This window comes from Myroides sp. LJL116 (genome assembly GCF_054871685.1).
On sequence record NZ_JBTXLR010000009.1, the window covers coordinates 74,405 to 99,804 of the forward strand.

The following is a 25,400-nucleotide window of genomic DNA, read 5'->3' on the forward strand; positions in this document are numbered from 1 at the left end:
AGAGTTATTGTTAAATATTTTATGCCTATAACTATACCTAATTGCTTTTAGCATACTACCCAAAACACTGGTAGCTGAGTTAATATAACTCTACTATGGAGCATCAATAATAATCCCTATCTGAACTATGATAACCATTACATAAATTACATAATCCACCCAAAATCCAAACCACTTTAAAAGTAGCTCATCCTTTTCTTTATTGAGCATAGATGAAACCCACATACTTAGATTTTTTCCAAATCTAAAAACAAATAAAGACATACTAAAACCAATTAGTATCTTAAAGATTTCATTGGGTATCGCTCCTCCTGAAGGATTCAAAAAATGAATACCAACAAAAATAAACAGCAATGCAATACATAAAATGGAAACAGTCCTATTTAATCTAATTTTCTTAATCAAATAACTAAAAATCAACAGATCTAAAGTCACAAAAAACAGGATGTAAAGTAGCTTCATTTTACGGTTTTATATAATAATACATTTTTTACTTTCAATTGTCTATTTATAGGGGATGAAATAATTATTTACATAAAAATTACCTCGCAATATACACAGAATCTAATATAAATGTTGCGCCCATCCATTTATTCTTCCACTGTGAAGGAAATCTTTTATTCTCTCGCTGCTCTTTGGAAATACTCACGTAGAAGAATTCTTTGCTTATATCATTACCTTTTAGGATATAGCAAATATTTTCCCCCTTAACTTTAATAATACTATCTCCTATTTCAGCAAAATGCATAACTTGGAAAGAAGGGTTAATATCTAAGATTTCATTTTGTGATCTAACTTTTAAAAAAGTAGGATATACACCTTCCCTTACAGTATATTTTTCTACTATCATTCCCTTAAAGCCCATGTTTATATCTTGGATCACAAACTTAACTGGGTTTGAAGAGTTTAAAATATAAAAAAACAGAAAAATACAGATTCCAATAACGACATTTATTAACATCTTCTTTCTCATAGCCTAATTCTTCTTTATTATGATTATCTAATCTAAAGGTTCAAAAAAATTACAAATGGAAAAAATACCTACATAGCATTACTATCCCTAGAATAAAAAAACCAATACCTACCATATACCCTCGTAATTTCATTGATTTATCGCAACAATTAATATCTCTATCTTTTCTAAAGTATAAAGATAATACATAAACGCTACCCCCTATGATACACAGGATTGAATAAACTAATTGCATACAGTATATGACTTAATATTATTATTGATTCTTAAAAACACTTCCTTTTAAATCCTTTGTAAAAGACCATTAGTAACAAGGAAGCATATATGGTAATCAAATGGTTGTCCATAGTCTTATAGATTAGCCGACTCAGATTCTAATATTTCCCTAGCTTTGAAAAAAGTATCGTGCGACCCTCTAGAAATTATCTTTCCCTTAGGAGAAATAAAAACAAAAGCAGGTAGACTTGCAAAGGGATAATCTGCTAACATTTGCTGATTGGCCTCTATTTTTTCGGTCTCTAACCAAGGGTGAGCAAGCATACTTTCTAAAAGAGGTTGTACGGGCACCCCTCTCACTTGCGTTTTCTCTGATGTCTTGTCATAGAACTCTTGAATATCTAAAAGGCTCTGTGTTATTCCAATAACAGCTACTTTGTCTTTAAATTTATTTTGAAACTCTACTATATCGGTTTCTCTTTGAAAAGAACCAGGACAAATTCCCCAGTGATAAAGTAATACATAAGAACCCCTTAAGTCCTTTAAAGCAATCTTGCTACCATCTGTAGCGGTTAACTCAAAGTCAGGAGCATATGCACCAGGTTCTAATTTTTCTAGTATATCTAGTTCTTTTTTCAAAGCCTTTCCTAAATTACTTTGCTTAGCGCTATGGTCCATCTTTTGATAACGAGAAACACTAAACGCATAAGGCTTATACCCTACTGTTTCTAAAGTCGCAACTACTGTGTGTAAAGAAGATGGATTGGCATCGTAGAACTTCTGGTACAAAGAATCTAAGCGCATATATTCTTGGCCGTAATTTTCATTTAAAGAACGCAACTCTTTGGAATACTCTTTTATTGCCAGTGAATCTTGGCCTTTCTTAGCCTTTTCTAGTAATCTATAGTAATCCCCTATATTGCTAGCTGATAAATTATCTTCTTTCAGAATTTTTTGTAACTCCTCATTATCGTACAATCCACCTTTTCTATCTATGGTATAAATTTGATCAGTATTACCTGTTAATACCGTTTGCTTGTCCTTAATCAACATCAAAGCCCCTGTCTTAAAGGAAATAACCTTTTCCCCTGATATGGGCTTATATCTCATCATATAAAGAGTTGTATCCTCATGATCTCCTTGATAGCTAAATTCATTTGGCTTGTCAACAATGACCCTAAAGGCTAAAGATTGATTAAATCCAGGTTGTGTTATCTTGTCAAAGTAAAGGGTATCTCCTGGGGTCAAACCTTGGATTTCTCCTTTAATTTTAAAAGGCATCGCATTAAGGCTACCAAGGCCCAAAAAGGTAAATACTAGTAAAAATAAATATTTCATAACAGGTCTAATAATAAGGTTGGGGATAATATATTAGAGCAACAATCCATTTATCTCAAAGTCTTTTTCTCTGTCTTTTAAAATGAAAACAAAAAGGAACATCACTTGAAAAAGTTTGTAATACATTAGAGAGTCCCTAGCTAAGACTAGGGTAAAAAAGTGAGTAAAAGCGCTGGTAAAATATTGGTAAAGAACTCCTACCTATATTTTGATTAATTTAAACTTCCAACTCAATAGCTTATCTTTTATACATCTAAAGCTTTTAAAACATAAAAGCTTTAATAGACATATTCCATTAAATCAATGCCCAGAGTATTGATGTTTTGTGAAAAAGGACTAAAGGCAGAAACGTTGGATAATACAACAACACCCACCTTACTTTTGGTATCTACTATCATAGCTGAGGTATATCCATTAGTTGCGCCTCCATGCCATATCCACTTTTGCTTATTTGGTCCATCCATTAAAAACCAGCCCATACCAAAACTGCCACCTAAAGAGGTGAAAGTTGGCTGATGAGTTAAACGCATTACACTATCTTTCTCATTGAATTGACATTGCAAAAAATGGCTTAAATCAACAGAAGTAGATAATAATCCACCGGCAGGAAAATACACATCAAAATCCCAGTTAATCACCTTGTTACCATCCTTATCTTGTCCCATAACTAAAGAAGTGGGATCCACCTTACTTGGGCTAACATAAGTATGCTCTAAACCATATTTATCTAATACATTTTCTTTTAAAAGAGCTAGAAAAGCCTTGTTTTGGCTTTTCTCCAAAGAGTAGCCTAAAAGAGCTACACCTAAATTGGAATAAGAACTTACCGTTAAGGGCTCACTCTCAAAAACTAAAGACTCTTTTAAATAAGTATCTAAATCCTCTCTAGTATATTTTTGATAAGGGTTTTCTATACTACTAAGATCCATATTAGAAGACAGTCTAGGTAGACCCGAAGTGTGGTTGGTTAAAGAAAGTAAGGAAATGGGAGTATCTCTTAAAAAAGTAAACGCGAAGTAATCATTCGCGTTTGCATTTTTATCTATTTTCCCTTGCTGTATTAAGCTAGAGAAGACGGTACTTGTAAAAACTTTTGTAATAGAACCAATTTCAAAAACACTATTTCTATTGTCTAAAGAAACAATAGAATCGCCTTTCTTGACTAATCCATAGTATACAATGTTTTCTCCCTTTACTAGTGCAAGAGAAACTTGAGTACCCTCGGCCATATTCTTAGTCTTGTCAAACAATAGATTCGCTATATCCTCTGGCATATCCTTTAAGGCATTTACCGTGGTTGCATTTTCTACTTTTGGCGTATAGGGAAGGAAAAAAAGTCCACTGATCAAACTTTCTTTATCTAAAGCAATCCTTACTATCAAAGGAGTGTTAGTAAAATTTGTTTTAAAATCTGCATATCCCTTAGGGGATAATTCCTCTAGGGTGTAGGTGGATATTTCTCCTACTTGGAGTTTTAAGCCTCCCACTAATTGTTTTACTTGCTCTAAGGGTAGAGCATTTTGCATAGTAACATTCAAATCTTTGAAGATACCCTCTGAATTACCTTGGTTGTAATTCTCTTTAAAGTTCTGCATTACTCTTTCAAAGTCTTCTTTACTTTGGCCCATCACAATGCAATAGCTAAAGAGCATAAAAAGTACTAATAGTTGTTTTCTCATAAGCTGTAGTTTACTTATTTATAAGGTGTTAGTTAGCCCTTACAATATAAGTATATTTGCTGAAAAAACAGACTATTAACAAGGAAAGACAATATAATTTCTATCTTTTTTAAAACATTTTATAAAGTAGATTCCTTATTGGCTCCTTTTAAATATAGTTTATCCATAGGGGCAGATAATCCTAAATCAAATCGAAGAATATCTCCATATTCAATAGGGATTTTAAAGGCATTTTCTAAAGCAATACCCAAAAGGTAACACCACATACTGCGCATTACCCCACTATGGGTTACAATTAGAACCCTCTTATGGGATTGCTTTCTTAAATCCTCTAAGAAAATACTTACCCTTTGGTAGAGCTCCCAAAAGCTTTCTCCCTGGGGTACCTTAGTAGTAACAAAATCCTTATACCACGGATCAATCTCCTTAGAATCTATCTGCGCCCAAGCTTTGTTTTCCCACTTTCCAAAATTCATCTCTTTTAAAGAGTCCTCTACTACAATAGAATTTGAGAACTCTCTAGCTAGGGTATCACATCTTAATAGTCCACTAGAATAGACCTGACAAAATTCTTTTGGTAATTGACTCTTATATTCTAAAGCTTTTTGTTTAAAGTCCTTTCTAAGAGAAAGATCACTTTGCCCATAACAAACCCCTTTAGCAACTTCTACTGGGGTATGCCGAATTACATAAACTTCCATATTACTAAAAAACCTATATAAATCATTACTTCACTTAACTGCTGCACTGTACCAAGACAATCACCCGTATACCCGCCAATATGTTTATTAAAATACCATCCCAAATAAGCATAGGCCCCATACCCAAAGGGTAATACTAATAAAAAGATGGGATTAAAGAAAAACAAAAAAGGAAGTAAAGTAATAGCTAAGCTAATTAGCAGATTACCCTTGGGCAAGGCCTTACTAGCCATTGGTTTTGATTTACTTTGGTCTATATCCCTTACATAAGTATGGGTATAGATCATAAGGCCTGAGAAAAATCTACTAGCACTATGAGCAGCAATAAGAATTAGAGCAAAATAAACAACATCTATGGAAGCCAAATGCACCATAGAGGTAAACTTAATAGCAAGTAAAAGTACTATTCCAATTACTCCATAGGCCCCTATCCTACTATCTTTCATTATGGAAAGAATTTTTTCTTTTCCATAACCTCCCCCAAAGCTATCACAAACATCCGTAAAACCATCCTCGTGAAATGCCCCTGTCAAAAGAACACTACACCCCATCATAATAAGTAAACTTACATCTAAAGGCAGAATCAGCTGCAAAACTAAAAACACAAGAGCGTTAAAACAGCCCACTACTATTCCCACAAGGGAATAGTATTTTTGGCTTTGATTTAATATCTCTGAGCTATAGGGTAAGTTCTTAGATACGGGAATCCGAGTAAAAAACATCAGAGCCGTTAAAAAGTATAGTAGTTGTTTTTTGATCATTGCTTATTTATTAGAAACTCCTGCTGACTCAAAACTTGCCATTTGGTTTAAGAAATTAACGCTCGCTTGTACCAGTGGGTAAGCCAAAGCGCATCCTGTACCTTCTCCTAGACGAAGCTCTAAATCCATTAAGGCGCGATGACCTAAATAATCCACAAAATCTTTATGTGCGCTTTCCTTAGATACATGGGTAAATATGGCATTATCTTTTATGCTAGGCTGTAAAGCTTGAGCAATAGCATAGGCTGAGGTAGCAATAAAGCCATCTACTAAAATGATCATAGACTTACTATGAGCCTCTAGCATGGCGCCACAAATTTGAGCAATCTCAAATCCACCTACGCTTTGAAGTATGTCTAAGGGATTGCTACAGTCTTTATGAAGAGCAGCTGTTTTCTCCAACACCTCTATTTTATGAGCCAATTGGGCATCATCTACTCCTGTTCCTCTACCAACACAAGCAGAGATTGGTTTTTTACTAAGTAAAGACATAATTAAAGAAGCGCTAGAAGTATTACCTATTCCCATCTCTCCAAATCCTACTATATTACATCCACTCCCATGAGCCTCTTGTATAACTTTAGCCCCCATTACAAGGCAATATTCCAATTGTTGTCTAGTCAGGGCTTTTTGATGTAAAGCACTCAAAGTACCATAACCAGCTTTTGCTTTAATTAGCAAAGGGGCCTGCTCAAAATCGAAATTAACTCCAGCGTCTACAATCTTTAAGGCTATGTTATTTTGCTTACAAAACACATTAATAGCTGCACCTTGGTTTAAAAAGTTCAATACCATTTGGTGGGTTACCTCTTGTGGGTATGCGCTTACTCCCTCTAAAGCCAAGCCGTGATCCCCTGCAAAGACAAACATCGATGGATTATTCAATGTTGGACAAAGAGTGTTTTGTACTTTAGCAATCTGAAAAGCTATTTTTTCTAACACCCCTAGAGATCCTAACGGTTTAGTCTTTAAATCTATTTTGTTTTGTAGTTGTTGTTCGAAAGTCATGTTTTTTGCTTAAATATAAAAACAAAATACGACCTTGAAAAGCTAAAACCCCTTAGTCTTTTATCCTTTAAGTTAACTCCTTTATACTTAAAGAAATAGATAAGTTTTAAAAGTTTCATTTATTTTCCAGGAAAAAAAAAGACAATTTCAAATGAATTGAAATTGTCAACTTATAATTACATAAAATATCCTTTATTTTTAAATAACATTACTAAATAAAATCATGAACTTTCTTATCAAAACATTAGTTATAAAGAAACACACTATATTCCAATATTAGCTGAAAGAGTGAATTTTTTTTAGATGCTGTACAGATATATTAACAAACTTGGGATTTGAAAACAAACTTCTCTTTCTATCACTCCAATTTTCAAGACCTTGGGTTAAGGTAGTGATATCATGTGAATTCAACTTAATGGATAGATAGTCTAAGCTCGATAATAATTCTAGAGAAAAGTCTGAATAAAACCCAGTTAAAAAATTTGTCGTCTTTATAGCTAGATCTTTAAGCTCCTGATTATTTTCAATATGCTTTATAACATCCTCATATCCTTCAGTGATAATAGAAAGAGGTTCAAAAGGTTTTTTATTCATATCACTATAGCCAGATATATAACTTCCATTAAGAACATTTAAAACATATCTTACTTTACCAGAGTAAGGCCCATAAAAATTAGGCTCGAATTTTAATTTAAAATATTGTTCACCTCCTAGCCTTTGTAAGAAATAGCAAACTTTTTCACTGGAAAACTCTGATATATATTCTCCATTTCGCACCAAGTCATATAAAACATAAAGCAATAGCGCCCTGGCATCTGTTAGTTTAACACGCTCGCATTTCAAATGCTCCTTTATAACAACACTAGGTTCATAGACATATATATCAATATTCAAGTTTGATAATTTCCTTTCAATAATTTCTTTGACAATTGACCACTCCAATCCTCCATTACCTGCTCCCAATGGTGGAATAGCGATACTTTTAATAGCGTTTTTTTCTATAAGATAAATTAAATCATCAAGTCCTTCTTCAATATAGATATATTCTGATGGTTTCCTCCAACTTTTCTTTGTAGGAAAATTAATAATTACTTTTTTACCCGAATAAAGATTAACTTCTTCAAATATTAATAATTTTCCTATGGCAATATGCCCTTCTTTACAAGCTGCCTTGTAGTATTTATAATTATTAGGAAAAGCTTTCTTAAATTGCAAAGCAATGCCTTTACCCATTACACCATCGGTATTAACAGTATTAACTAGTGCTTGTGCTTCACTATCAAAAATATTTCCTATCACATATTTAATCATACTCGCAAGTTACTAAAAATATTTATCTGGAATTACTTTAATCATATCTTCTTCTATACCCAAGCCAATCAATTGACTTTTTGCGTTACTATTATAGCATCCATAACCAATTATACAATTTACCTTAATGTCTCCTAATACTAAAAACTCTGCTTGTTTTTTTCTTTTAGCATCTAAATTGTCCTGGCCTCCCCAATATTTTGTCTTGATAGAATTCCAATCTAAAATAGAATTAATTTGAGGAATTTTGCTTTTATTATAAAACGAAGTAAAGTTATTCGTTGCATGACCATCACTAAAATAACAAACTGCATTTGATTGTAATATATTGTCCATAGAACATGCTATATATACAATTGATTCAGGAGATACAGCAGTCTCAACAAAATTACCTCCTATTTGAGCAGTATATAACATTGGCATTCTAACACCAAAATAAAATGGTATAAAGTCACCTAATGTTATTCTCTCTGTATTAAAGTCAATATGATGTCCATTATCAATATAAACTGCTCTTTGGGAACGATTATCAATCAAAGATAAATCACCTATATTACGATAATTCATATTTGAATTAGCGGAATTTCCATGAGTTATCCCATTGCTAAGAATATGGGGTATATTCTCAATATGGGTCATTCTATAGATTACAATATTTGTTTCAGCCATTTATTCTCAGATATTATTAGTAAATATACGAAATATTTCAAGCTATTCAAAAAGGCACTACTTACATAACTATCTATGTCGCCTTTGTACTTTTTTTACATAGTTTGGAACATTACAATATATTATAAAACGACTTTTTGAATACAAATTGTAAAATTCCTTTACACTTACATAGCTCATCTATGGTATATTTGAAAAAAAGAGCCGCTTTCTTATCTAGAAGAAAACAGCTCTTTAAAATTAACTATAACGGTAAATAATTAAGTTTACTTTATTGCCTCATATATTGGAGAACCAATACTTCCATTAGGCATTTCAATTTTTAAAATCTCTGCAATTGTCGGAGCAATATCCGTCATATTAGTTGGGCGAACTGTTTTACCAGGCTTAACTCCCCAACCCATAAAAACTGCAGGAATATGCGTATCATAAGATCCCCAAGTACCATGTGTAGTTCCTGTAGCATTTTCTCTAGCACTATACCATTGCGGTTCTAAAATAAACTGAACAACACCACTTCTCTTTAAGTTGTATCCGTTGATTATCTTTTCTTTAATCTTGGAAGGGATACTAGACACCGAAGTCTTATCCATATCTGTTACAAAAGCAACTCCATCTACTTTTTTAAGCTCTGCAACAATAAACTCACGAATCTCTGCCTCTGGCAGATTTTTCTCTTGTATTAGTTTATTATCTAAGTGCACTTGGTAGTTAGTGATGCTTAAGATAATTTTTTCCTCTTTAAAAATGTTTTGCAATTTCTCGTTTAGCATATTACGAGTAGCGGAAGAACTAAAATACCCAGAATTTCCTTTTTGATCTCTATAGAATCCAGGGTTATGAGCAGCTCCGTGGTCTGCACTTAAAAACAAAGTATATTCTCCCTTACCTATAGTGGTATCTAAGTAGTTTAAAAATGCAGCTAAATCTTGATCTAAGCGTAAATAAGTATCTTCAATTTCTACAGATTCAATACCAAATTGGTGTCCTACATAATCGGTAGACGATAAACTAACTGCAAGGAAATCGGTTACATTTAATGGATTATGTCCAAGGTTTTCTGCCTCTATAGCCGCTCTAGCAAAATCTAAAGTAAGGCTATTTCCAAAAGGAGTTGCCTTGATTAAATCATAACCACCTTGTTTTTTTAACTTTACTAGATCCCTTGGAAACACAGGTTTGTCTTCTCCTTTAAATTTCCCTTCATATGGGCTATCATCAGGATTACTTAAAACATAAGTATCTATGTCATATAGAGTATTCCATCCCTTTTTATAGTACTTATCAATGTTTTTCTGTTTATTGAAACCATCTACCCACTTTGGTAAATTATCCATATAATAGGTACTAGTTATCCAATGTCCACTATCTCCATCAAGCCAATAAGCTGCATTTGCAAAATGCCCCCCTGGTAAAATTCCACCTCTATCTTTGATAGAAATACCAATAACCTTACTTTGGAAATTAGTAGCCAATCTTAATTGATCCGTTACAGTGGAAACTAAAAGGTTCTTAGGAGATTGCTGTCCCACACTACCTGAGGCTCCAACTCCCTGTACACTTGTATCCTCTGTACAATACATTCTTTGGCCAGTGGCCTGAATAATAAAGTTGTTTCCTGCAATTCCATGAATAGCAGGCACACTTCCAGTATATAATGTACTATGTCCAATAGCTGTTACACTAGGAACATAGTCAATATTGGTGTTTTCACTTGTAAACCCTTCATTTAATAAGCGCTTAAATCCATCTTCTCCATAGCGATCATAATAGCGATAAAGGTAATCCCAACGCATTTGATCCACTACTACACCAACTACTAACTTCGGCTTTTCTTTAGTAGAAAAACTAGCTAAACTAGCCAAAGAAAACAAACAGCAAACTGCTGTGAAAAAACTTGTACTAAATTTCATTTTGTTTCTATTATTAATTGTTCGTATGCTTCTTGCTTTAATAATTATCTGCATTAAATATACATTTAGGTTAATCCTAAAAACACACCTATTTGACACTTACTAAGAAAGTTATACTCTTTAAAAGTATAGCTTTTTTATTATTCTCCTTTGGACTACGCAAAATAAAATGAAAAAAATAGCCTGAATTAATTCAGGCTATCTAACTTAAAATAACATAATCCTAGCAAACATGAGATTATTGGTTTGCTGTTTCCCTGTTTGGTACCACATATGTCCACTGATTAGCAGCATCAGGTAGTACCTCTTGAGAGAAATCCACTGGGAAGTTCCCTCCTTGTGTATAATCTTCGCGAAGAGCAGAAACTCCCCAACGTTTTAAATCGAACCAGTTAGATCCTTCTCCCCATAATTCTAAAGCGCGGTAGTCTTTGATCTCTTGCCAAAGTGCATTTCCAGTTACTTTACAAACATAGTTTGGATCTCTTTTTTGATTTAGAGTTTCTAAAAGGGCAATAGCTCCTTTTTCATCCCCTAAGAAATACTTAGCTTCTGCTTCTGCTAAATACATCTCTGCAGAACGAATATGTACTAAGTTTCCAACTCCAGGCATATCGTTTGCTTTGATTTTATATTGCATTAATGCAAATATCTTAGCAGACTTGTCTAAGCCATCAATAGTTTCTCTAGCTCTTATCTCTAAAGCAGAACCTTTTTTCGCCTCTCCTGTAGCAATGTTAAACTCATCGTCTTTAGGATCTAAGAACAATTGTTGTCTAACATCTGTTGAAGGGAATTTAGCATAAAGTTTGTTATTGATAATCTTAGGATAATTCTTCACTGCTCCTGCACTAGAGTTATACCCTATATATGCAAAGTAAGAGTAGAAATAAAGTGTCTCATCGAAAGCTCCGTAGCTTCCCCAGATCCACTCCGATGTTGGGTTACTGAAACCGCTTTTGAAAGCTTCTTCATCCATCAGTTCATATTCTCCTCCACCTACTTTAACTCTAGCTAAAGCAGCGTGTTTATTAGCTGTCTCATAATCTTGTTTTACTAAAGCAGCTTTAGCAAAAACGGCATGAGCAACACTTTTATCTAAGATATAGAACTCCTCTGCTGTACGTCTAAAGTCAGCTTGCTCAAATAATGAAATAGCCTCGTTTAGGTCTTTATAAATTAAGTCAAATGCATCTTTTAAGGAAGACACAGGTAATTTCTCAATCTCTGCACTTGTCTTTAATACCACTGCAGGAGTACTTCCATTAGAAGAATCTATCCAGCGGTTCCCATAAATCTGGGCTAGCATATAATAAGAATAAGCGCGGTAAGTATAAGCTTGTGCTTTTAAAGCTTGTTTTTCTTTTTCTGGTCCTTTAGCAGCATCAATATGTGCTATTAAAAGGTTAGCATTAGCAATTAAACCATAGTAATAATGCCAAGGGTAATAATTTAATTTAGCAGTATTATTTGCGTTATTACGCATTAAGATCTGTGTTTGATTCGAAGAACCAACAGCAGTAGTTAAAGCAGTTCCCGAAAGCTCTCCGTAGAAAAGCTTAATAGATCCTTCTCCATTATAACCTTGCGATTCATATTGAGTAGTCATCAATCGGGCAATACCATTAACGGCCATCTTTGCGTTTTTAGTGGTAGCATATACAAGCTCAGGATCTACCTTATTGGTTGGACTAGTATCTAAATAATCCGAACTACATGAACCAAGGGATAATATTCCTGCTAAAGCTATAAATTTAATATATTTCATTTTGTCGTAGTTTTTAGTCATTATAAGCCTAATGAAAGACCAATTGTAATAGTTCTTGGTGCTGCAAAAGCATTAGAGTTAGTTCCCTTAAAAGATTGCTGAGGGTTCATTCCTTTTAATTTAGTGAACGTTGCTAAGTTTTCCACTCCTACATTGAATACTAAAGAGTTAACTCCCATCTTATTTGTCAATTCTTTTGGCATAGTATAATTCAGTGCAATATTTTTCACTACAAAATAGCTTCCATCTTTTAAGAAACGCGTAGAGTTACTTAAGTTATTGAAATCTGAATCATAGAAGTTTACAGCTGGAATTCCACCATAAATAATAGCTTGATCTATTGGGTTATCCATATCGTAAGAACCTAAGATATCTTTGTGTAAAGCACCAGGTGTACTTGCAGCAGTCATAAGTGATCTATATGAGCTATCATATGTTTTACCACCAATAGAATAAGTAAATAATGCATTTAAAGTAAAGTTCTTATAGCTTAATGCACTTGAGAAACTTCCGTACATTTTAGGAATAGCAGTTCCTGAGAACTCTTTCTTACCATAAGTACCATTTAAAGCATAATACTCTCCATCGATTTCAGAGATGATACTTTGGTCTGTTACTTTAGTTTTACCCTCTTGAGCTTCACTATCTTTTACGTAATATTTATCCGAATCAAATTTATATAAAGCGCGTCCTGTTGATCCTTCTACTCCAACATATTGGTATAGATAGAACTCATAGATACTCTTACCTTCGATAATTAACTTAGTACCATCTTCGATACCATTTTTTCTATTTTCTTCTGGAAGACGATCTACTTTATTTTTCATCCAAGTAGCATTTGCTCCAACGCTCCATTTCCAATCATGAGTATCAATTAGATCCACATCAACTGTTAACTCAATACCTGAGTTAGTAATACTACCTAAGTTCATTGTTAATACAGAAACTCCATCTTTATTAGATGTAGCACCATTTGAAAGTGGTAAGTTCATATCAAATAATAAGTTATTTGATCTTTTATGAAAGTACTCAAGCACAAGGTTAACTCTTTTAAATGCTCTTGCTTCTATACCAAAGTCAAAAGAAGAAGAAGTTTCCCATTGTAAAGTCTCGTTTCCGTTTTGGTCTTTATAAAAAGCTCCTTGTCCACCGTTTTTGCTCATTGCATAAAGCGTTTGGTAAGCAAACCAGTCCGCTCCAGAGTCGTTTCCAACTTCTCCGTAAGATGCACGAACTTTTAAGTAATCCATTGGGTCAAATTTAAAGAACTCTTCACTAGAGATTACCCAACCTCCACCTACTGACCAGAAGTTCCCCCAACGGTGATCTTTATGGAATTTACTACTTCCATCACGACGGAAAGAAGCCTCAGCAAAGTAAGTATTGTTATAATCGTATTTTACTCTAGATAAGAATCCTTCTGTACGGTATGTCTTAGAGTAATCATATAGGTTGATTGTCTCGTTAAAGTTAATCCAATCCATGATGTCTTCCATGTTTTGTCTTCCTTTCATTCCGTATAAGTACGTATACTCTTCTGAGTAGTTCTCATGTCCTACTAACACATCAAACTTACTTCCACCAAAGGTTTTGTTCCAGTTTAATAATTGTTGAGCAGTATAAGATTTATAACGGTAATTTTCTCTTTTCGAGCGTCCACCGTTTCCACGTCCATCTCCAATTACAGCACTTTCATATCTTGCATTCTCCTGGTTACTCAAGTTTAAGTCCCCTTTTAGTGTAAAAGTAAAATCTTCTAAGAAAGTTACATCCGCAAAGAAATGTCCGTTTAATGTAGTACGAATAATTTTATTTTGGTTTAACTGATTCTCTTGAATAAGGTGACGGTCATTGTATTGTTTACGTCCTCCTTGTCCAGAGTCAAATTGACGATTACCAAACTCATCTAATAAGAATCCTCCATTAGCATCATGTTGATAGATAGAATAAATCGGAGCAATGTTTCTAGCGAACATAAATGGGTTAGTATAACTTCCACTATTTTCTGATGTTCCATTTACCATACTAGACTCTTGGTGAGATCCAGCCATACTACCTCCTACTTTTAAGTAGTCTTTAGCTTGGTAGTCTGCATTTACACGTCCAGTAAAACGTCTAAAATCTGTTCTTTTCACATATCCTTGGTCATCTAAGAATCCAGTAGAAAAGTAAGCTCCTCCTTTTTCGTTAGCTACTCTACCATTGATTACATAGTCTTGACGATATCCTGTTCTAAGGATAGGATCATACCAATCTAAATCTGTATATCCATCCTTAATTGTAACTCCAGGTAATAAGTTTCCATAAGCATCAAATAATTGGTTATCTGGCGCATTATAAATATTTACCCCTAGAATACTAGAAATTAGGTTATCATTTGCATATTGGTTTGCTTGATCTAATGTCCAGTTGTCTAAACCTTTAGTTGTAAGCATATTATTACGGTATCCTTGGTACATTACTTTCATAAAGTCATCTGCTCCAAGTCTGTCATATTCTCTAGTTCCTCTGTTATATATCCCTTGTTTAACAGATACGTTTAAGAAACCACTTCCTTTAGAAGCATTCTTAGTAGTAATCATAATAACCCCGTTAGAAGCTCTATTTCCATATAAAGTAGAAGCAGAAGCATCCTTTAATACAGTCATGCTCTCAATATCGGCAGGGTTTAAATCCGAGATATTTCCAGGGTAAGGTGAACCATCCACAACGTATAATGGATCATTTTTTCCATTTACTGAAGTGAACCCACGAATTCTAACCTCTGGTTCTGCACCAGGTTGTCCTGAAGTATTGTTAATCTGGATTCCCGCAGCAGCTCCTTCTAATGCACCAACTGCGTTAGATACAGGACGGCTTTCAATTTGTTTAGCTCCAATACTTGCAACAGCTCCAGTAATAGACTCTTTTGTTGCAGTACCGTAAGCCACTACAACTACATCATCTAATAGCTCATCTTCGCTACTTAAAACAATGTTATAGTGAGATCTTTGATCTATAGTTATATTTTGTGTAGTATAAAATACATAGCTAACCACAAGTACATTACCTGGGGCAGCATCTATTGTAAAAACTCCATTGTCATCGGCACTAGTTCCAAAATTAGTTCCTTGTAATAAAACACTGGCACCAATCAAAGGGAAACCATCTTCGTCAACAATAGTACCAGTAATGGTCTTTTGTTGAGCAAAGAGGACACCTGTTAAAGTGCACAGAATAATTGTCAAGTAAAATTTTAATTTCATAAATATGGTTTTAAGGTTTTTTGAGGGTCCCAAAAGTATAAAAATTATTTTAAGAAAATTTTTTGTTAATAATATTCGCAACCAAAACACGTTTTTCAGCGAAAAAAGTCCCTCAAACCCCTACCTACACCTCCATATTTTTACATTTTATAAATTATATTAACTATTTTAACAAAAATGAATGACAGAAAATAGCAATGAGTAAAAAATGTCAAAAAAATTGTTAAACTAATCTTAGTGAAACTTAAAAATAGCGCTATTCGAGCCTCAAGGCAGGTATCAACATAAAGAAAATGGCCAAAACGACCACCATTAATTGTTAAAACGCTAAGAAAAAAGCAGGTTTTTCAAACCAAAAATCACCATTATTAACGCATAGAAAAATACTTTTTTCAAGGCTATTTTTTGACTAATTAATGCAAAATAGATGAGAATTAAACAGGTAATTAGCGCTTTAAAATGGGCAATAATCCCTTTTAAAAAACCGAAAGTACATTCTAAAAAGAAAAACATCGTAGAATATTGTCAATTCCCTAGCAGCGCTTTTCTCAAATACAGAAAAAAGACCAGTAAAACACATAGAAACTGCCCCATAGAAACACGTACCTATAACATACTCTAAGTGGTTTGTATAACAATTTCTATTTTTCCTATATAAAGCTCTTTTGGATATTTACAAGTTTTATAAAACAATAAGCTTTATAAAAAAACAAGGGTACTTATGAATAAGATTGTAAATGGTAAACTGACGATTCACTAGATAACAAACTAGTAACTGACCCTTTCAAAGGAGCTAAAAAATAGAGAAAAGCAAATACATATGACTTTATAGAAAAGCATTTTACTCAAAAGCTATAAATCTCGGAAACAGTTGTAAACAACATAGTATCTAAACTCCATAGCGGATTAAAAGATGGTAGAGTATATCACAATAGCAAAGTGTAATTAGAATACACTACTTATTCTTATAGCTTGTTTTGTAAATGAGGAATAATTCAGAATAGATTATAGAGAATCACAATTTAGGATAAAAGTATACTACCTAGATTTTATAAGTTTCTTTTATAAGTAGTAATTCTATAATTGTCAATTGAAAGATTTCAAGCACTAGTGTTTAAAAAGATAAGTAAGACTAATCTTGATTTATAAATTGGAAAAGCACAGTGATGAAAACAAAATAACTCACACATTGGACTTGTGGAAGATTTAGTAGTATTTCTAATAGTATAGACTAGAATATTGGGGGAAATATTGTGTAGAAGTAGATGTTAATTAACCAATAGTAAAAAAGACAAATACTTATTTACAATTTTAGAGAAGATCACTTTTAGAGGTTTACCAATCAAAAGTAAAAAAAAGCTACCCAATAGACTAGGATACTTATAATACAAATAGGTACATTAGCAAAAAATATCCTGAAATAGTTTAATATTAAAATACAAAACTATTTCAGGACAAAGCTATTTTTGCTAGATATAAATTATAGCTAACTTAACGTAAGATGGCTTATTATTACAAAAGTAAAATTCAACTATTTGTTAACTGAAAAAGCTGAAATCACTACTTGTCTACCATCGATAGCATTTGGATTTGAAATGATGATTCCATATTCTCCTGGCTCAATATCGTTAGCATTAATTTTTATTAGATAAGAATTTTCTCCATACTGCTCTCCAGTAAAAGGAACATTCTCAAAGTTATTAGATTTAGCAGAACCTAAGCTACTGAATGAGCTAACTTCTGCTCTTCTGAATTTTTTCTTTTTCTCGAATTGAAAGATCTTAATGATTGAAAATGGATCTGTTCTATTATCATCACTTTTAATAATAAACTGTATCTCATTATTATTATCAACAGTAACTGGAGAACAACATCCAGGTATCTGAAGCTGAGTTCTTCTTTTCCCAATACCTGTTAGCATTAAACCAGTTGAGTTAACTGTTCTACTTTGAGTTAAGTGCTTTTCTAATACAACTGTAGAATTGTCTGGTTGAATTAATACACATTCACCAATAAAATTAGGCTCCTTAATCTCTTGTGAATAAGAATTAAAACTTGTAAAAAAAATAGCCATTGCAGCTATTAATAATGATTTTTTCATAATTTTTTTTTAAAACTATGCAAATATAACTTAAATTTCACAATAGGCAAATTGGCATTATTATTGTTTGTAAAGCAATAAGTATTCCTAGTCAAAGGGAATATATTCGCCTATTTTACTTCACTGGAATACTTATTGAAAATAAAATATTATTAATATAATGGCGGTACCTCTCTTGTAATTTCAATAGAGAGAACAACGGGACTACCTGCTTTTAATGCTTCTTTATAGAACTCTTGTAGCTCCTTTAAATTCTTAGCTTTTTTACCCTCTAAACCATATCCCTTTGCTAGTGCACAAAAGTCTAAGCCTGGAAGATCCAGTCCAGGTACATTTGGAGTATCTTGGCACTGTGCGAAAGCTTTCAAAATACCATATTCTTTATTGATTGGAACGATGTACACAATCGGTAGATTATGCTGTTTTGCAGTCCATAATCCTTGTATTGAATACTGGAAAGAACCATCTCCTATCATAGCTACCACTTGGCGTGAACTATTTAGTTTTTTCTGCGCTAAGCCGACTCCTACAGCAGCTGGAAGTCCCCATCCTAGAGAACCACTTGCCATAGTATATAAACCATCCTCTATAGTGATAGGCCATGCTTTTAAAAGATCAGCCACACTTGAGGGAGATTCTTGTACTAAGATTGCATCTTTAGGTGCTACCTCTCTAATAGATCGGAAAACCTCCAAAGCAGTAATATTCTCTTGTTTGTTTAAGTCTAATGCAGTAAAGGACTCTTTCTGATTTACTTTTAGCTTTGATTTATTTGGAGCTACTTTGACAAGTTTACTTAAATATTCTAAGGCTATACATGGGTTACTAATTAAACTATCTCCCACTGGAGCTCTACCTGCCTCACTTGGGTCATTAGTAATATGTAATAGCTCTAAACCTTGTGGTATATAATCCCCAGGCACATAAGGATAATATCTAAATACAGGAGCTCCAACTACTAAAGCTACATCATAACCTTTTAGTTTATCACTTAGTGGTCCGATAGCAAAAGGAAGTCCACCTGCATAGAGATCATGGTCTTGTGGAAATCCTATCTTTTCTGAAGCAGGAGCACTAAACACTGGAACTTGCATTAGCTCAGCAAAAGCTACCGCTTTTTTCCATCCATCAAATTTAACGATATCTGCTCCAAAGATTAAAACGGGATTTTTTGCTTTACTTAATTTATCTGCAAAAATAGCTAAGCGATCTGGATCTGGCCCAACTTTACTAGACACTGAGCGTACAGGAATTTCTTTTGTACAAGCTTTACCCCAATCATCTAAGGGAATCGATACAAACACTGGCCCGGCTGGCTCTTGTAAAGCCATCGCATAGGCTCTCATAAAAGCGTCTGGTACATCCTCTGCACTTTTAGGTTCATAACTCCACTTAACAAATGGCTTAGGCAACTCTTCTGGCGACACATTAGTAAGCCAAGGCTCTAAAAGTAGCATTTCACGGGTTTGATTTCCAGCTGTAATAATCAAAGGTGTTTTGTTCATACTAGCTGATAATATACCACTCATGGCATTACTAAGCCCAGCGGCTGTGTGTACATTTACAAGACCTACGGTTTTTGTAGCCTGTGCGTAAGCATCGGCTGCCGCAACTGCAGAGGCTTCTTGCAATACTTGAACATAAGTAAAATCACTTGGAAAATTCTCTAAGAAGGTTTCCTCTGTAGAACCGGGATTTCCAAAAATTGTATCGATACCAAGCTTTCTTAGCAATTCGAATGTTTTATCCTTTACTGTTTTCATAATTTATGTTGATTTTAGCATCACTAAATTAAGATTAAAAAGTCAAAGTAACTCGTGTATCTTTAAAAAAAGGAAAAAAACATATCATTTTATACTATTAGAATTGGAGGTTTTAGCTTCAATAGTAGTTGTTATTAGTAAACCAACAATTAGGTGATATTACACATCCCCTACCTTTATTATCTACTTTTAATTTTTAGTAGCTAAAGTTTTAATATAAAGCATAAATTCTACGTAAAAATTCTCCTCAAAACCTCATAGTTAAACTTGTAAAATCTAATATACATCAACTAAATCCTCCTATTTAATACAAATGACTTTTTTATTTAATACAATGATATTCACTAAAGATTAACACCTTACAAATACTATAGTATATAACTAAACCGAAAATGCTAGATAATTTCTATAATTTGACTTAGGCTTAAACACTATAACATATACTAATTATTTATTTCTCTTGTAACTTTAGTTTCCCTTATTCTAGAATAATCTCCACAAATTGAAATTAATTTTTTCAATTCTTGGAGAAAATAAGAATCTTTACTTAAAGCCTCTCTAGAAGAAGTTTTTAAATTATCAAAATCGAAATCTACAAAATACTTAAAAACCAAGTTACTATAAATGTTTAAAAAAACTTCATTATTCTTATTAAGGATTATCGCTAACTCTCTAGCCCTAGTGCTGTCTTTATATATTTCGCGATAATTTGTAAGGATCAATTCTAAGTTACTTTGTATCTCTTCCCTAAGCTGAGCAATTTCTCGCCTTTTTTCACTTATTTCACTGTTAAGTCCACCAATATAAGATACTCCACTTAAAACAGCGCTAATTCCTAGCCCTACTAATTCTTCTTTAACTTCATTTTTACTTATTTTTCCATTATTCGCAAATGAATCTATTACTCTTGTTACTGTACCTTGCCCGAAGTCAGTAAATTGAGAGAGAGATTGGTCAAAAATTCTTTGATCATCAACAACAGCATGAACAAAAGTATCTTGATAACTTATATTCTGAGCTGCTACAAATAAATCATCCTGAACCTTCTTACTACCAGATCTCGAAGTACTTTTAATAACTTCGATCAAACTTGTCAAAAGTGTAAAATTCCTTTCTGCTTCAAACCTTTCGTTTTCTAAAATAGATACAAATGTTCTTCTAGATTTAAGTAGTCTTATATACTCATTCTCGATAATATTATATCTACTAATTATAGAATTAAGCTCAGTTTGTTCTTTTTCTAATTTTTTCTTACCTCCGAAGGATAGTATATTGTCTAACCCCATAATCTACGATTTTAATAAAACATCTAATTGACTTTTAGAACTTTCAAGTACATGTGAAGCTTCTGTTAACCTTTTACTTGCCTTCTTAGGTGACTCAAAATCAATTGATTTCCTATAAGAAATCTTTAATTCTTTTACCAAAGTAGGAATTTGCGCGAATTCATAATAAACAAAAGCTCCATTAGTGATAAGCAAAACTAAAAATAAATAGAAAAAAAGATCATATTGATAAAGTGAAAAATGTACACCAGAAGTCATTAAGACCTTTAGTAAAATTATTAATGTTAATAAAACTAGGGTTGCCTTTATTTTAGCTAACTGCTTATTTTGCAAATAAGGCCAAGAACCTCCAAACAAAATATATTTCTTTGCTTTAAGCTTTGCTTCCTCTACACTATATGAGTCAAATAGTTGCTTTTTATCTTTCTCATTTATAATTAATCCCCTTACTATAAGAAAATAAATGATTACTAGAAAAAAAGATATTACCAAATAAGCTGTTAAACTATCAGAAATAAATTGTTCTTGATATAATTCAGCTAAAGCCACACTAGAGGTAAACTGTTCATTATTTACAGCTGCAATATTTTCTACACTACTATTTTCTTCTAATTCTTTTGCATCTGTGCAACTACTGAAAAACAATAAAACTAAAAAAAAATTAGTAAAGCTCTTAAAAATCAAGTTGTAATGGTTCTTCATTATTAGGATCTATTTTAATTTCGTTTACTTTCTCTAACATTTGTAAAGGATTGTGCTTCGCTAAAGAATCCATTGCTTTAAGTCCGGAAAAGAGTAAGCTATCATTATCCTCTGTTAATGCTTTATCTACTATTTGAAAAGTTTTATCAAGCATTTTACCACGTTCAGAAAAGACTTCTTTTATGATTGTCATTTTCTCCTTATGATTACTAGTGATTTGAATTATATCCCTCTGCAAAGCAAGATTCGCTACATCTAATCTCTTATTTTCTATATATAATTCACCAATGCCTCCAATGGTATTAACAAGATTACTTGTATTGTTTATAGTAGTATTTATTTCTTGAAGATATTCTTTTTTATGCCCCAAATATTCTCCATAAATATTCACTTCCTCTTTCAAATTATCTAATCTTTCTTTATCGTCCATACTTTATATAATTTAAATTAACCTTTACTATCTAATTAATATTTTATCAAATTTCTTGTATTCTAGTTAAGCATAGATTACAAAGCCTATTACTTTTAAAATGAATTCCATACCCCTTAATAGAGCAACTTTAATCACAGACCCATTTTTCATCCAAGACGGATTTATTGGAACAAACTGTTAGGTATCTGTCTTCTCTAAATACATATTTTCCGTTTTACTTATATGCCTAACTAATTCTAAACACTTACCCAACAGTCGATTATACACACAAACTAAACTTACTATTTAAATTAGGAAACTTGATTTCACTGTTTAAATTAAAAATATTTATAGAATAATTTTTTTCTAATTTGTAACTATGCACTTTTTCTTTGTGTGAAGTCAGGTAATAACTAAAAAATTCTACCCAAACTACTGATAACCTAGATATTAAAATACAAACACACCTGATTTATAAAATATATTTTAGTAATTTAACGGCTTCCAAAATAACGAATAAAATAGTTTAAATCTCTATCCTATAAAAGCAGCGTATTTTCAAACTTTTACTAATAGTACAAGTATATCTTTTGTAAATACTATTCTAATAATTCCTCATTAAGACGATACCTTTTTAAATCCAAACATTTACATAAAATTCAATTATACCTGGTAATTAGAAATGAAATAAAAAAGCTGTTCTATAAGTTACTTGACGTAACTTATAGAACAGCTTTTTAAGTATATATTTTGCGTAACTACAATCATTATAGCTACATATTAAGTAACACCCTTAAACAAAAGGAAACTACTAAAAAACTTATTATTTCTTAGTAGATTTAACCTCCCAGTCCCAAGCGCTTTTTAGCATTTGGTCTAATTCGTAGGTAGGTTGCCAACCTAGTAACTCTCTAGCCTTAGTATTATCTGCCCAAGCTTCATCTACATCACCAGGTCTTCTTGGCATAATTTCATAAGGCAAAGTAATACCGTTTGCCTTTTCAAAAGACTTTACTAATTCTAAAACAGAGTATCCTCTTCCATTACCAACGTTTATACTCTCTACATTTTGCTGGTTGCGATTTTCAAATAATCTAGATAGAGCTAGTACATGGGCTTTTGCTAAATCCACTACGTGAATATAGTCTCTCACGCAAGTACCATCTGGGGTATTGTAGTCATCTCCATAAATAGATAAAAACTCTCTTTTACCAGAAGCTGTTTGAGTAATATAAGGAATTAGGTTATAAGGTACCCCTAATGGAGACTCTCCAATCTCAATAGAATCATGAGCACCAATTGGATTAAAGTAACGAAGTAAGATTGATTGTAAGTTAGATACTCTAGCTACATCTTGAATGATCTCTTCTCCTATTTGTTTAGTATTACCATAAGGAGATAAAGCTGACTTAATACTTTCGTTTTCATTAATTGGAATTTGCTCTGCATAACCATATACAGTACAAGAAGAGCTAAAAATTAATTTATCAATATCATGCTCCCCCATTTGCTCCAATACATTAATTAGAGTGAATAAGTTATTCTCGTAGTACATTAAAGGCTTCTGCATACTTTCTCCAACTGCCTTAGATGCAGCAAAGTGAATTACCCCATCAATATTCGGGTGTTTCTCAAATAAAGTAGCTACTTGTCCTTTGTCTCTTAAATCTACCTTTTCAAATAAAGGTGTTTTACCAGTAATCTTAGTTATACCATCTAATACTTCTAAAGAAGCATTAGATAAATCATCTGCAATGATCACCTCATATCCTTGTTGTTGCAATTCTACAACCGAGTGCGAGCCAATAAACCCTAACCCTCCTGTTACTAAAACTCTTTTCATAGTGTTATAAAAAAGCGCCTAAATAGCGATAGTATATTCTTCTGTCTATAATTCAAAGGCAAAGATAATTGTAAAAACTAGCAATACCCTATTTTACTACTATTTTCCTCTAAGAAATAAATTTTGTATTATAACCATTAAATCTGAAAAGAAAAGTTATCTATTATTCAGTACACTTTTAAACAAAAATAAAAAAGACCTACAATTGTAGGTCTTTAAAATAAATATGTTTGTGTCTATATTCACTGAAATCTATAGAATGCTGATTACTTCTCTTCTTTAGAAATAACATCTAATAATGAATAAGTTACCCCATAAGGATTGTTTTTGATGCTTTTTTTAACTTTTAACTCATAAGTAAAGTCTTCCTCATAATCAAATCCTTCAATTTTCATTATTGGGAAAGGATCTAATGACTCCTCTTCTTCTTCCTCTTGTACTTTTGCTAACATAGCTAATTGTCTGTCAGAACTTAGAATATTCTGTATCTTAACTAAGTAAGGTGAAACAGTTAATAGTAACTCTTCTTCACTTGGGGTTACAACTGCTTCCTTTTTAGAAAGCAAAGCTACAAACTCAAATTGAGTAGAGAGTTCACCTTGGTGATTGAAAGTAGTTTTAAAAGTGCCTACTTTGTATTGGTATCCTTTCTCATATTCTATGTCATGATAAAAGTCATTATCAGCTATTAATAATGAAGTGTCATCCTCCTTACCTTCTGTAAATAATATTCCTTCTACATAAAGGTTTTCAATTAGTGAGGATTTAGCATAAGCTGTTTCTGGTAGAATATTAATCTCAACAGGTTCTTTCCTTCTACCGCTCTCGTTATTATCATCTAAAGAGCAGCTAACACTTACTAGACTGATCATCATTAAACATAATAGTAGGGCAATTTTTTTCATTTGGTGTTTAGGTTAAGGTAATTAATAGTTATAGTGCCTTACTACGTAAGACAGGCGCAATCTACATTAATTTGAAAATATTACCAATTTTCGTGAATTTAAATATTCTAAATAAAGCAATTCCCTATTTTTCAAAAGATTCTTTTTTAACTAAACTACAACTACCGATTACCTTTATCTTCTATAAAAAGTATGTTCACTTAATTTCCTTTGGAATAATTCTCCATTAAAAATACACTAAAACACAATCTAAGAACAGTAATAAACTAATCCTTATATATTACAAATACCTCAAGTTAAATATAAATATTTCTATCTTATTTCAATTCATTTAATACCTGTATAATAGCAGGTTTATAAAATCATTTTCCACTTACTATTTAATTAACTTACCCACTTTATAAAAAATAAATACAAGCCATATTACTCTAATATGCGTGACTATTCCTCTATGCTAGAGTAAATACTGCACAACACCAACTTTAAAACTAATTGATAATAACTTTATAGCTTCTTGAGAGCTGCTCGAACATTAAAATAAGTTAACGCAACTCCACTAACAACTAATATCAAAACTGGAATTAATAACCCTTCTTGAGACGATCCTATTTTATCCAAAAAAGTGAAAACAATCATAACCATAATAATCCCCCAAATACCAAATAAAGTATTCATTTTATTATAGTTTGATAATAATGGTACTCCTGATTTGTACTTCGTATTTCTAATAATAGATCCTTTCCATAACATTGGAAGCCAAGGATATAAAAAGAAAGATGCTAAAATTCTTATTAAAACATTCATTA

Annotated in this window: 20 protein-coding genes; all 20 read right to left on the reverse strand. The window is 32.5% G+C overall.

Annotation, left to right across the window (positions count from 1 at the left end; genetic code table 11):
- Window positions 1-93: 93 nt before the first annotated feature.
- Window positions 94-462, reverse strand: coding sequence for a hypothetical protein (locus ACYSNM_RS08200; RefSeq protein ID WP_461756454.1), 369 nt, complete (start codon window positions 460-462; stop codon window positions 94-96).
- A 79-nt stretch (window positions 463-541) separates the two neighbouring features.
- The gene (locus ACYSNM_RS08205) at window positions 542-973 is read right to left on the reverse strand and encodes a hypothetical protein (RefSeq protein ID WP_461756455.1); all 432 of its coding nucleotides are present in this window, start codon (window positions 971-973) and stop codon (window positions 542-544) included.
- Between the two features lie 351 nt (window positions 974-1,324).
- Entirely contained in the window at window positions 1,325-2,527 is a 1,203-nt protein-coding gene (locus ACYSNM_RS08210) for a peroxiredoxin family protein (protein ID WP_461756456.1), read from the reverse strand.
- 278 nt (window positions 2,528-2,805) lie between these two features.
- Window positions 2,806-4,206 (reverse strand): serine hydrolase, encoded by a 1,401-nt coding sequence (locus ACYSNM_RS08215; RefSeq protein WP_461756457.1) that lies wholly within the window; start codon window positions 4,204-4,206, stop codon window positions 2,806-2,808.
- A 119-nt stretch (window positions 4,207-4,325) separates the two neighbouring features.
- Window positions 4,326-4,907 (reverse strand): alpha-ribazole phosphatase, encoded by a 582-nt coding sequence (gene cobC, locus ACYSNM_RS08220; protein WP_461756458.1) that lies wholly within the window; start codon window positions 4,905-4,907, stop codon window positions 4,326-4,328.
- On the reverse strand, window positions 4,892-5,668 hold the full coding sequence (locus ACYSNM_RS08225) for an adenosylcobinamide-GDP ribazoletransferase (RefSeq protein WP_461756459.1): 777 nt from the start codon (window positions 5,666-5,668) through the stop codon (window positions 4,892-4,894). Before ACYSNM_RS08225 ends, cobC begins: the two co-directional genes overlap by 16 nt.
- 3 nt (window positions 5,669-5,671) lie before the next feature.
- Window positions 5,672-6,676 (reverse strand): nicotinate-nucleotide--dimethylbenzimidazole phosphoribosyltransferase, encoded by a 1,005-nt coding sequence (gene cobT / locus ACYSNM_RS08230; protein WP_461756460.1) that lies wholly within the window; start codon window positions 6,674-6,676, stop codon window positions 5,672-5,674.
- 276 nt (window positions 6,677-6,952) lie between these two features.
- The gene (gene darG / locus ACYSNM_RS08235) at window positions 6,953-7,987 is read right to left on the reverse strand and encodes a type II toxin-antitoxin system antitoxin DNA ADP-ribosyl glycohydrolase DarG (protein WP_461756461.1); all 1,035 of its coding nucleotides are present in this window, start codon (window positions 7,985-7,987) and stop codon (window positions 6,953-6,955) included.
- Window positions 7,988-7,999: 12 nt separating this feature from the next.
- The gene (darT, locus tag ACYSNM_RS08240; protein WP_461756462.1) at window positions 8,000-8,656 is read right to left on the reverse strand and encodes a type II toxin-antitoxin system toxin DNA ADP-ribosyl transferase DarT; all 657 of its coding nucleotides are present in this window, start codon (window positions 8,654-8,656) and stop codon (window positions 8,000-8,002) included.
- A gap of 266 nt (window positions 8,657-8,922) precedes the next feature.
- Complete coding sequence (gene pafA, locus ACYSNM_RS08245; protein WP_461756463.1) at window positions 8,923-10,569, reverse strand: alkaline phosphatase PafA; 1,647 nt, start codon at window positions 10,567-10,569, stop codon at window positions 8,923-8,925.
- Between the two features lie 238 nt (window positions 10,570-10,807).
- Window positions 10,808-12,337 (reverse strand): RagB/SusD family nutrient uptake outer membrane protein, encoded by a 1,530-nt coding sequence (locus ACYSNM_RS08250; RefSeq protein WP_461756464.1) that lies wholly within the window; start codon window positions 12,335-12,337, stop codon window positions 10,808-10,810.
- 20 nt (window positions 12,338-12,357) lie between these two features.
- The gene (locus ACYSNM_RS08255) at window positions 12,358-15,582 is read right to left on the reverse strand and encodes a SusC/RagA family TonB-linked outer membrane protein (RefSeq protein ID WP_461756465.1); all 3,225 of its coding nucleotides are present in this window, start codon (window positions 15,580-15,582) and stop codon (window positions 12,358-12,360) included.
- A 1,531-nt stretch (window positions 15,583-17,113) separates the two neighbouring features.
- A complete protein-coding gene (locus ACYSNM_RS08260) occupies window positions 17,114-17,683 on the reverse strand; it encodes a hypothetical protein (RefSeq protein ID WP_461756466.1) in 570 nt (189 codons plus the stop codon).
- A 152-nt stretch (window positions 17,684-17,835) separates the two neighbouring features.
- Window positions 17,836-19,446 (reverse strand): benzoylformate decarboxylase, encoded by a 1,611-nt coding sequence (gene mdlC / locus ACYSNM_RS08265; protein ID WP_461756467.1) that lies wholly within the window; start codon window positions 19,444-19,446, stop codon window positions 17,836-17,838.
- A 443-nt stretch (window positions 19,447-19,889) separates the two neighbouring features.
- Window positions 19,890-20,732 carry a hypothetical protein gene (locus ACYSNM_RS08270; RefSeq protein WP_461756468.1) on the reverse strand — a complete coding sequence of 281 codons (843 nt, stop codon included), beginning with the start codon at window positions 20,730-20,732 and terminating at the stop codon, window positions 19,890-19,892.
- Window positions 20,733-20,735: 3 nt separating this feature from the next.
- A complete protein-coding gene (locus ACYSNM_RS08275; protein WP_461756469.1) occupies window positions 20,736-21,434 on the reverse strand; it encodes a hypothetical protein in 699 nt (232 codons plus the stop codon).
- Window positions 21,406-21,864, reverse strand: a complete 459-nt coding sequence (locus ACYSNM_RS08280; protein ID WP_461756470.1) for a hypothetical protein — start codon at window positions 21,862-21,864, stop codon at window positions 21,406-21,408. The genes ACYSNM_RS08275 and ACYSNM_RS08280 overlap by 29 nt, the downstream gene beginning before the upstream one ends.
- Window positions 21,865-22,669: 805 nt before the next feature.
- Entirely contained in the window at window positions 22,670-23,689 is a 1,020-nt protein-coding gene (gene galE, locus ACYSNM_RS08285) for a UDP-glucose 4-epimerase GalE (RefSeq protein WP_461756471.1), read from the reverse strand.
- Between the two features lie 266 nt (window positions 23,690-23,955).
- The gene (locus ACYSNM_RS08290; RefSeq protein ID WP_461756472.1) at window positions 23,956-24,594 is read right to left on the reverse strand and encodes a DUF4377 domain-containing protein; all 639 of its coding nucleotides are present in this window, start codon (window positions 24,592-24,594) and stop codon (window positions 23,956-23,958) included.
- 504 nt (window positions 24,595-25,098) lie between these two features.
- Window positions 25,099-25,398 (reverse strand): hypothetical protein, encoded by a 300-nt coding sequence (locus tag ACYSNM_RS08295; protein WP_461756473.1) that lies wholly within the window; start codon window positions 25,396-25,398, stop codon window positions 25,099-25,101.
- Window positions 25,399-25,400 lie beyond the last annotated feature (2 nt).

Excerpts from the sequence above, each read along its gene's own strand:
- ACYSNM_RS08200 (WP_461756454.1), bottom strand. The coding sequence starts at position 462 with ATGAAGCTACTTTACATCCTGTTTTTTGTGACTTTAGATCTGTTGATT.
- ACYSNM_RS08205 (WP_461756455.1), bottom strand. The coding sequence starts at position 973 with ATGAGAAAGAAGATGTTAATAAATGTCGTTATTGGAATCTGTATTTTT.
- ACYSNM_RS08210 (WP_461756456.1), bottom strand. The coding sequence starts at position 2,527 with ATGAAATATTTATTTTTACTAGTATTTACCTTTTTGGGCCTTGGTAGC.
- ACYSNM_RS08215 (WP_461756457.1), bottom strand. The coding sequence starts at position 4,206 with ATGAGAAAACAACTATTAGTACTTTTTATGCTCTTTAGCTATTGCATT.
- cobC (WP_461756458.1), bottom strand. The coding sequence starts at position 4,907 with ATGGAAGTTTATGTAATTCGGCATACCCCAGTAGAAGTTGCTAAAGGG.
- ACYSNM_RS08225 (WP_461756459.1), bottom strand. The coding sequence starts at position 5,668 with ATGATCAAAAAACAACTACTATACTTTTTAACGGCTCTGATGTTTTTT.
- cobT (WP_461756460.1), bottom strand. The coding sequence starts at position 6,676 with ATGACTTTCGAACAACAACTACAAAACAAAATAGATTTAAAGACTAAA.
- darG (WP_461756461.1), bottom strand. The coding sequence starts at position 7,987 with ATGATTAAATATGTGATAGGAAATATTTTTGATAGTGAAGCACAAGCA.
- darT (WP_461756462.1), bottom strand. The coding sequence starts at position 8,656 with ATGGCTGAAACAAATATTGTAATCTATAGAATGACCCATATTGAGAAT.
- pafA (WP_461756463.1), bottom strand. The coding sequence starts at position 10,569 with ATGAAATTTAGTACAAGTTTTTTCACAGCAGTTTGCTGTTTGTTTTCT.
- ACYSNM_RS08250 (WP_461756464.1), bottom strand. The coding sequence starts at position 12,337 with ATGAAATATATTAAATTTATAGCTTTAGCAGGAATATTATCCCTTGGT.
- ACYSNM_RS08255 (WP_461756465.1), bottom strand. The coding sequence starts at position 15,582 with ATGAAATTAAAATTTTACTTGACAATTATTCTGTGCACTTTAACAGGT.
- ACYSNM_RS08260 (WP_461756466.1), bottom strand. The coding sequence starts at position 17,683 with ATGAAAAAATCATTATTAATAGCTGCAATGGCTATTTTTTTTACAAGT.
- mdlC (WP_461756467.1), bottom strand. The coding sequence starts at position 19,446 with ATGAAAACAGTAAAGGATAAAACATTCGAATTGCTAAGAAAGCTTGGT.
- ACYSNM_RS08270 (WP_461756468.1), bottom strand. The coding sequence starts at position 20,732 with ATGGGGTTAGACAATATACTATCCTTCGGAGGTAAGAAAAAATTAGAA.
- ACYSNM_RS08275 (WP_461756469.1), bottom strand. The coding sequence starts at position 21,434 with ATGAAGAACCATTACAACTTGATTTTTAAGAGCTTTACTAATTTTTTT.
- ACYSNM_RS08280 (WP_461756470.1), bottom strand. The coding sequence starts at position 21,864 with ATGGACGATAAAGAAAGATTAGATAATTTGAAAGAGGAAGTGAATATT.
- galE (WP_461756471.1), bottom strand. The coding sequence starts at position 23,689 with ATGAAAAGAGTTTTAGTAACAGGAGGGTTAGGGTTTATTGGCTCGCAC.
- ACYSNM_RS08290 (WP_461756472.1), bottom strand. The coding sequence starts at position 24,594 with ATGAAAAAAATTGCCCTACTATTATGTTTAATGATGATCAGTCTAGTA.
- ACYSNM_RS08295 (WP_461756473.1), bottom strand. The coding sequence starts at position 25,398 with ATGAATGTTTTAATAAGAATTTTAGCATCTTTCTTTTTATATCCTTGG.